At 71.2% G+C, this 8882-nt stretch carries 6 protein-coding genes; 4 read left to right on the top strand and 2 right to left on the bottom strand.

What is annotated here, in order from left to right; translation table 11 throughout:
• Positions 1-686: 686 nt before the first annotated feature.
• The 3 genes from ACZ4FV_RS50960 (at position 687) to ACZ4FV_RS50950 (ending at position 4713) form a co-directional block, all read left to right on the top strand.
• Positions 687-1379, top strand: a complete 693-nt coding sequence (locus ACZ4FV_RS50960; RefSeq protein WP_465328222.1) for an alpha/beta fold hydrolase — start codon at positions 687-689, stop codon at positions 1377-1379.
• A gap of 157 nt (positions 1380-1536) precedes the next feature.
• Entirely contained in the window at positions 1537-2283 is a 747-nt protein-coding gene (locus tag ACZ4FV_RS50955; RefSeq protein WP_395858797.1) for an alpha/beta fold hydrolase, read from the top strand.
• A 498-nt stretch (positions 2284-2781) separates the two neighbouring features.
• Entirely contained in the window at positions 2782-4713 is a 1932-nt protein-coding gene (locus ACZ4FV_RS50950) for a LamG-like jellyroll fold domain-containing protein (RefSeq protein WP_465328219.1), read from the top strand.
• 174 nt (positions 4714-4887) lie between these two features.
• Here ACZ4FV_RS50950 and ACZ4FV_RS50945 read toward each other — a convergent pair whose 3' ends face one another.
• On the bottom strand, positions 4888-6549 hold the full coding sequence (locus ACZ4FV_RS50945; protein ID WP_465328217.1) for a long-chain-fatty-acid--CoA ligase: 1662 nt from the start codon (positions 6547-6549) through the stop codon (positions 4888-4890).
• Between the two features lie 58 nt (positions 6550-6607).
• A complete protein-coding gene (locus tag ACZ4FV_RS50940) occupies positions 6608-7096 on the bottom strand; it encodes an SRPBCC family protein (RefSeq protein WP_402231163.1) in 489 nt (162 codons plus the stop codon).
• 351 nt (positions 7097-7447) lie between these two features.
• On the opposite strand from ACZ4FV_RS50940, the gene ACZ4FV_RS50935 reads away from it, so the two are divergent.
• Complete coding sequence (locus ACZ4FV_RS50935; protein ID WP_465328215.1) at positions 7448-8662, top strand: alpha/beta hydrolase family protein; 1215 nt, start codon at positions 7448-7450, stop codon at positions 8660-8662.
• The last annotated feature ends 220 nt before the right edge of the window (positions 8663-8882 follow it).

Genomic DNA, 8882 nt, shown 5'->3' with positions numbered 1-8882 from the left:
CCCCCCCCCCCCCCCCCCACCCCCCCCCCCCCCCCCCCCCCCCCCCCCCCCCCCCCCCCCCCCCCCCCCCCCCCCCCCCCCCCCCCCCCCCCCCCGACGCCCCCAGTGCACACGGTCTCACCCAGCGGCACCGTTGCCTCCCGGCACCGTTGCCGGCGCCTGCCGCCTGACCGCACACTGCCGCCCTACTCCGTTTTTACGACCACTTCGCCGTCGAGCCCGCTGCCCCTTGCGCTGTGGCGCACCTCGTGCCGTCCCAGTCCTTCGACCCCGGACGCCCGGCTGCCGATGGTTGTTGGGCGACCGGGTCGCCTGAGCCGCCCCGCGCATGACCGGCTGGGCGTGGCCCTCCCCGTTCCACGCTGCGTCGGCGCCTGTGCTCGCGCCTCCGTTCGGGTCCGCCTGGCCTGCTTGGGGCAGGGCGACCGGGCCCTCCCGTGCCGGGCTCCCCGAGACCGGCATCCGGTGGCTCGCAAGCTGCCATCCGACGTGGCTTCCGGGTTCTTCGCCGTCGGGCTCGCTGCCGCCCGTGCCCGGGGGTACCTCGTGCCGCGCCGCTGTTGGGTTGGGGGCGGCCTGGTTGGGGTGTCTGGTTGTTTTGGGTGGGGGTGGAGTAGCATCCCGAGGAGTTGCTGAATCGTGTCAGCGTTGGTTCGGTCGGGTGGGTCGGCTGGGAAGGGGTCGTTGTGAAGTTGCATGTTCATGAGCGTGGGGACGGGGACAAGGTTGCGCTGCTCGTGCACGGAGGGATGTCGGATCACGGGACGTGGCACGCGTTGGAGGATGTGCTCGTGGCGCGGGGGTATCGGGTGTACGCGCCCGACCTGCGGGGGCACGGGCTGAGTGGGCGAGGCGAGTACAGGCCGGAGTTGATGGCCGACGACCTCGTCGAGAGCCTGCCCGTGGGCGCCGATGTGGCGATCGGGCACTCGCTCGGCGCGCTCGCGCTGTCGTTGGCCGTCGAGCGGTTGCGGCCGGGGAAGGCCGTGTACTCCGACCCGGGCTTTCGGCTTGCCACCGTGCCCGCCGGGGCCTACGAGGGAATGCGGGCGATGGTGGCCAACGCCTCCTCGGAGAGCATTCGTGCGATGAACCCGAGGTGGTCCGAGGCGGACGTGCGGGCCGAACTCGAGGGCTTCCGCAAGTTCGACCTGAGCTTCCTGGCCGAACTCGGCGACTTCGACGGGGAGTACGTCCCCGCCGCGCCGGTGGTGCCGAGTCTGGTCCAGTCCGCGGCGAACAGCTTCATCATGACGCCCGAGCTCAACGAGGAGCTGCGCGCGAACGGCTTCGAGGTGCGTGTGGTGGACGACGTCGCGCACTGCATCCACCGCGACGACTTCGACGCGTTCCTGAAGTCGCTCGATGGCTGGATCTGACCCACTCCCGGCGGAGCGGGCCGACCTCCCGCGCGGTACGCCCCCGCCTGATCGCCCCGGGCGAGCGGCGGTACCACGCGGGAGGCGCGTCGGCGCGCCGGTTCGGCCCGGAGCGAACTCGATTCGCCGACGTGCGTGCCATCGATATGGTCCCGATATGGGGCGATCGAGTGGTGTGTCGAGTGGTGAGTCCGGTGGTGCGTCGCGCGTGGTCGAGGTGGGCGGGATTCGCCTGGTGCACGACGTGTGGGGCGAGCCGCAGGCCCCACCGCTGGTGCTGTTGCACGCGCTCGGCGAGGATGCGCGGGACTGGGCCCGGATAGCCGAGACCCTGGCCGAACAATGGCGGGTGTACGCGGTCGACCTGCGTGGGCACGGGCGCAGCGACTGGCCGGGTGACTACTCGCTCGAACTCATGCGGGACGACCTGGTCGGCTTCCTGGACGCGCTCGGTCTGGAGCGGGTGGACCTGATCGGGCACTCGATGGGCGGCATCGTGGCCTATCTCATCGCGCAGGAACATCCGGATCGGGTGGGCCGGTTGGTCCTGGAAGACGTATCCGTCCCGCTGCCGCGCGAGGCCGTGCCGCCGAGCCGACCCGAAGGCGAACTCGGCTTCGACTGGGACATGGTCGTCGCCATCCGCAAGCAGATCGACAGCCCCGACCCGCAGTGGTGGGACCGCCTGGGCCGGATCACCGCCCCCACCCTCGCCGTGGCCGGCGGTTCGACCAGTCACATCCCGTACGAGCGCATCACCGAGTGGTCCCGTCGCCTTCCCGATGCCCGAGTGGTGACCATCCCGGCCGGCCACCTGATCCATGCCGTCGAGCCGGACGCCTTCACCGAGGTGGTCCAGACCTTCCTGCGCACCCCTCCGCGCGAAGACCGCCACCCGCACTGACCCCGGACATCCGCGCGACCCGGGTACACACACCCGGACGCCGGACGCCGGCCTCCCGCACGCGGCCCGTCGCCGGCCGCCCGCCGCACTCGGACCCACGCCCGTACTCGTTCCCGTCCCTTCCGCCGTGTGCCCAAGCGCCCGAGCGCCCAAGCGCGCGACTGCGCGAGTGCCCGACTGCCCGACCGCTCGACTGCCCGACTGCCCGACTGCCCGACTGCCCGAGCGCCCGAGCGCCCGAGCGCTCGACTGCGCGCGTGCCCGACCGGCCGAGCCCCCGAGCGCCCGGCCACCCAGCCGCGCCCGCCAACCCCGTCGTCATCCGAAACAGCACAGCACAGCACAGAGCACCCCCTGACCGGCCGGATCAGCGCCCCCTGCCACCACGGCGCGAATTCACACGGTCGACGTCCGTTGTTGGCGATACGGATGATCCACATGGGTTTTCCACCCAATACCGTGCGCATGCCCCCCAACCGACAGCGCCGGAGAACCACCATGTGCCAACAGCACGACGACGATTGCGCCCAGCCCGTCACACCGTTGTCCGGGCCCGCCCGGAGGGCGTTCCTGCGCTCCGCGGCCCTGGCCGGCGCCGGCGCCGCCGTGGTGGGTGCGGTCGGCATCTCGCCGGCCGCCGCCGCGGCAGCCGACGACGAAGCCGCCGCCGCGGGGGCGGTGGACGCGCAGCACCTGCCGGACTGGCGTCCGGATCGGGACAGTCGACGGTTCACGCTGGTGGTGATGCCCGACACGCAGTACATGTTCGACGAGGCGAGCATCACGACCGCTCCGATCGAGGCGTCCTTCCGGTACATCCTGGAGCACGCCCGCGACGACAACATCGTCTTCATGTCGCACCTGGGCGACCTCACGCAGAACGGCCGCAAGGCCGAGTTCGACGGGATCGGCCGGGCGTTCGAGTTGTTGGACCGCAAGGGCGTCGCGTACAGCGTGATGGCCGGCAACCACGACATCGACTCCAACACCGACGACCGGCGCGGCCGGTCGCCGTACCTGGACACGTTCGGCCCACAGCGCTTCCGCGGCAAACGCTCCTTCGGCGGGGCGACCCCGGACGGATACAACACCTACCACCTGTTCCAGGCGGCGGGCCGGGAATGGCTCGTTCTCGCGTTGGACTGGCGGCCCTCGCCGGCCGGCATCGCGTGGGCGAAGAAGGTGATGGCCGAGCACCCGCACACGCCGGTGATCCTGACCACCCACGAACTGGTCTCGGCCGACCGGCCGGGCCAGGAGGCGGAATTCTCGGAGCACGGAAGGCAGTTGTGGAACGACCTGATCAAGAGCAGCGATCAGATCTTCCTCACGCTCAACGGCCACTACTGGCCCGCCGGTCGCACCACGCAGCGCAACGACGCCGGAGGTGACGTGCACCTGCACATCACCAACTACCAGAACCGCTACTTCGGCGGCGCCGCGATGATCCGGCTCTACCACTTCGACCTCGATCGCGACACGATCGACGTCGAGACGCTCTCCCCGTGGATCCTCGGCCGCAGCAACCGCGGGCTCAACGAACTCGAACGCCGTGAGATGGAGTTGACCGGACCGCAGGACTACTTCTCGGTACCGATCGACTTCGAGAAGCGCTTCGCGCGGTTCGCCCCGATACCCCAGCGCCCGGCCCGCCCGGCGCAGCGCATGGTGGTGCCCGGCACGGTCGCCTACTGGCGCTTCGACGGCGCGCACCAGGACGGCGCGCCGATTCCCGGTGCGCAGCGCTTCGCGGACCTGTCCGGGCGCGGCAACGATCTGACGCTGGTGCCGGCGCCGGGAGCCGCGGCGGGTGCCGTCAGTTGGTCCCACCAGTACCACCCCAATCAGCCCGGGCACGGCAGCATCCGGCTGGCCGGCGGCAAGTCCCCGCTGCGGGGCGGCCACCTCCAGACCGCCGCCGGAGCCCCGTTGAACACCGCGACGTTCCGTTCCGGATACACGATCGAGGCGTTCTTCAAGCTGCCCGCCGACTGGGACGGGGGCCGCGACGCCTGGTCGGCGCTGCTGAGCCGCTGGGGCATGAGCGGCGAGGCCCGCAAGCCCAACGGCGATCCGCAGGAGCCGGTGGTCACGCTGAGCCTGTCCGGTGGCCGTGAACTCCAGTGGTGTGTCTACCCGTTGAACAGCGACGGGTCGGCGACCAACTGGGGCCACGAGTTGGCGCTGGACACGTGGTGGCACGTCGCCGTGGTCAACGACGCGCGGCAGACCACGATGTACGTCGACGGTTGCCCGGTGGTGCGCAACCCGACGGCACGCTCGACCGGCCTCACCACGCTCAACCTGCCGTGGATGCTTGGCGGTTACGCGTACGACGGCAAGCTCGACCAGACCATCAATGCCTGGGTGGGGGACGTGCGGATCGTCGAACGCGCGCTGCGGCCGGACGCGTTCATGATCGCCCGGTAACCGGCGATCCGTGGCGTGGGTTCGACGCGTGGCTCCTAGCCGTCGACCCGAGCCGTCGACCCGAGCCGTCGACCCGAGCCGTCGACCCGAGCAATCCGACCCGCGGCATCGATCCACCGGGATCGGTCGGGAGCGAGCGTCGCGACGACGCGACGCTCGCTCCCCACCCGCCCCTCAACCGCCGAATCGTGCTCGCAGTTCGCGTTTGAGCACCTTGTGGCTCGGGCCCAGAGGCAGTTCGGTGACGAACTCGACGCGGCGCGGATATTTGTGGCGGCCCATGCGATCTCGGGCCCAGGCGATGAGTTCGGCCCCCGTCGGGGGCGGGTCGGTGGTCGGGGCGAGGACGATCACCGCGCAGATCTCCTCGCCGAGCAGCCGGTCCGGCAGGCCGATCACCGCTGCCTGGGAGATGGCCGGGTGGCGCAGCAGCACCTCCTCGATCTCGCGCGGGTAGATGTTGAAGCCGCCTCGGATGACGATGTCCTTCTTGCGGTCGAGGATCGTGACGTACCCGTCGGCATCCTTGATGCCCACGTCCCCGGTGCGGAACCAGCCGTCCACGAGGGCCTCGGCGGTGGCCTCGGGGCGATTCAGATAGCCGGTGAAGACGTTGTGGCCCCGGACGACGATCTCGCCCGACTCGCCCGGCGCCAGCAATTCGATCGCGTCCTCGGTCTCGGCCCGGGCGATCTCGACGTCGACGCCCCACACCGGGTGTCCGACGGTGCCGGGCCTGGCGCCGAAGACCTCCTGGTTCACGGAGGCGGTCGGGGACGTCTCGGACAGGCCGTACCCCTCGTACACGATGGCGCCGAACGCCGCCTGGAACCGTTCCAACACCGGTACGGGCAACGACGCCCCGCCGGACAGACACAGGCGCAGTTCGGGCAACGCCGTTGCGGTGCGGGCGGCGTCGACCAGTGAGATGTACATCGTCGGCACGCCGTGGAAGGTGTTGACGCCCTCGGCGACCATCAGCGCGATCGCCGTTACCGGGTCGAAGCGCGGCAGCAGGACCAGGGTCGCGCCCACCCGCCAGGTCGAGTTCATGCTCACCGTCTGGCCGAACGCGTGGAACAGCGGAAGCGCGCCGAGCGCGATGTCGTCCGGGAGGGCGTGGTTCGCGTCGAGTGCGCTGACGGTCGCGTTCATGACCAGGTTCAGGTGGCTGAGCACGGCGCCTTTGCGCGTGCCGGTGGTGCCGCTGGTGTAGAACACGACAGCCGGGTCCTCCGGGGCGCGGGTGGCATACCCGACCATCGGCTCGACCGCGTCGCCCAGTTCCTCCAACCGCTCGGGAACGTCGGCGACTTCCGCGATCCCCTCGGCTCCCGCGATCCCCACCTCCTCGGTTCCCGCGACCTCCTCGATCCCCGCGATCCCCGCGATCCCCGCGATCCCCATGTCGTTCGGGATGGGGTCGCCCGCCGCTTCCTCCGACCGCCCGATCGTGAGCATCCGCACCCCGGTCGCGCGGGCCGCCCGTTCGCCGACCGCGCGGTGCCTGTCGTGGCACAGCAGCAACTTCGCGCCGCTGTCGCGCAGCACGTACGCGGTCTCGTCCGAGGTGAGCAGGAGATGGACCGGGACGACCACGGCCCCGGTGGCCAGGATCGCGTAGTAGGCGCGTGGGAATTCGGCGGTGTTGGGTGCCATCAGCGCGACCCGGTCTCCCGGCCGTACCCCGATTCGGATCAGTGTGGCGGCCTGCACCCGGGCCTGGCGCCACAGGTCGGCGAAGCCGATCCGCACGTCGCCCTCGACCAGTGCGATGTGATCGGGCCTGCGCCGAGCCGCCTCGGCGAGGATCGCGGCGAGGGACAGAGAGGTCATTCGACGGTGCTCCTTTCCCCGGCTTCCGGCCTTTTCCGCGACCATCATCCGACCGGGGCTACGCGCCGAAGCGCAGCGGTTCGCCGGTTTCCAGGAGCGTCTTGAGGTTGGAGAGGATCATCGGCCAGCCCTCCCGAACGCTCTTGAGCATCTCGGAATCGGCCGCGAAGCCGTCGTGCAGGACACGGAGCGCGACCACTTCGCCGAGCGGTACCAGGTCGAAGGAGACCCGGGAGATCGGCTCCCGGCGGTGCTCGGCCAGTTGTTCCGGGCTCCAGCCGAACATCTCGCCGATCTCGGGCTCGTAGTTGTGCCAGGTGTAGGCCAGTCGGACCGGCGGTTCGGCCGTCAGGACCACCTGGCCGGCGTCGCGGGGAGCCATCCGGGGCGCCATCGACCAGCGGACCGGCGAGCCGACCTGCCAGTCGGACTCCGGTCCCGAGCCGTCGAAGTAGCGACTGATCTCGGTCCGGTCGGTCAGCGCGTGCCACAACACCTCGGGGGTGGTGCGGATGTACAGGACATAGGTGAACTGCGTGTCGGACACGGGGTTTCTCCCAAGTGGGGCGGCATCGCTCACGGGGCGACCGATGCCCGGGGATCGCCTTCGTCCAACTATCCGACGGTTCGGCCCGGTCGTCCGGTACCGTGCGCGCGCCACGCCGTAGGAGCGTGCCGAACCACCCGGAGGTGGGCCGGTCCGCCGGTCGGCTCCGCGCGGACGACACCCGCCGCTCACCGGGAGTGGGCGGCCCGTGTTCGGGCGGGCCGAACGGGTCACGGCCATCGTCGTCGTCCGTGAGAGGGTCGTGTGCCCCGTGGGAGGTATCCGGATCGCCTGCGGCGCTGCACCGGTCGGCCGATGTGCGCGAGCATTCGAGGGCTCCAGGATCGGACCATGACCGGATCCCCACCACGCCGGAGGGCCGCACCATTCGCTCTCGCCCTCTCCCTGGCACTCGCCTTGGCCCTGCCCACAACAGCGGCATCGCCCGCCTTCGCCTCCGCCCCCACCACGACACAGGTGTCCGCCGGCTCCGCCGCCACCCCGCGCACCTCGCTGCCCCGTCCCACCGGCCCCCATGCCGTCGGCCGGGAAACCCTCCACCTCGTCGACCGATCCCGGCGCGACCCGTGGGTGCCGGAGGCCGAAGCGCGTGAACTGATGGTCGGCATGTTCCATCCGGCCCGGCCCGGCACCGGTACGCCCGCGCGCTACGCCACGCTCGAGGAGGCCCGGCTGCTTGTGGCGGATCGGGGGCTGGGCGGCGTGCTCCCGGCCGAGACGCTGAGCGCCACCGGCATCGACGTCGCGGTCGACGCACGGCCCGCGCGTGGCCGGTTTCCGCTGGTCGTGTTGTCCCCGGGATTCGGTGTCTCGGCCTACACGCTCACCGGCCTGGCCGAGGAACTCGCGAGTCGGGGGTACGTGGTGGCCGCCGTCGACCACGCCTACGAGTCCGTGGGCACGGCCTTCCCCGGTGGACGGATGCTCACGTGCGTGGCATGCGAGAAGGCGCGTACCGAGGCGGATCTCGCGGCGGTGACGGCGGGCCGGGCCAAGGATGTGTCCTTCGTCCTGGATCGGCTCACCGGATCACGCCCGGCCTGGCGGTACGCCGCCCTGATCGACCGCAGCCGGATCGGCATGGTCGGCCACTCGATCGGCGGCGCGAGTGCGGCGGCGGCGATGGCGGTCGATCCGCGCATCCGGGCGGGCCTGAACATCGACGGCGCGTTCCACTCCGCCGTACCCGAAGAGGGCCTGCACAGAGGGCCGTTCCTGATGCTCGGCACGGACGACGACACGCACCGTCCCGGTGGCACGGACCGAAGCTGGGACGAGGCATGGAGCCGACTCGACGGCTGGAAGCGGTGGTTGACCGTGGCCGGCGCGAACCACTACACCTTTACCGACTTCCCGGTCTTCCTCGACGAACTCGGTCCGCCCGGAACCCCGTCACCGCCCACCACCCTCACCGGCCGTCGCGGGTTGGACCTGACCCGTGTCTACGTCGGGGCGTTCTTCGAACTCCACCTGAAGTGTGTTCCCCAGCCCCGGCTGACGGGCCCCACGTCGGCCGATCCGGAAGTGCGATTCCACAACCCGTGACGGGCCTTCGAGCCGATCCCCTTCCCCGGAACGGACCCGACCGCCTTCGGATCGAGTAATCCAGGCCGACCCTCCGGACCCGAAGACGGTCCGCCCGCCCCGAAAGGAGTGTGGCACGGGGGGGGGGGGGGGGGGGGGGGGGGGGGGGGGGGGGCGGGGGGGAAGGGGGGGGGGGGAGGGGGGGGGGGGGGGGTGGGAGGGGGGTGGGAGAGAAAAAACC

This window comes from Embleya sp. NPDC025285 (genome assembly GCF_055558835.1).
Note: the sequence above shows the minus strand (reverse complement) of the source record. Positions and strands in the feature narration are given on the sequence as shown.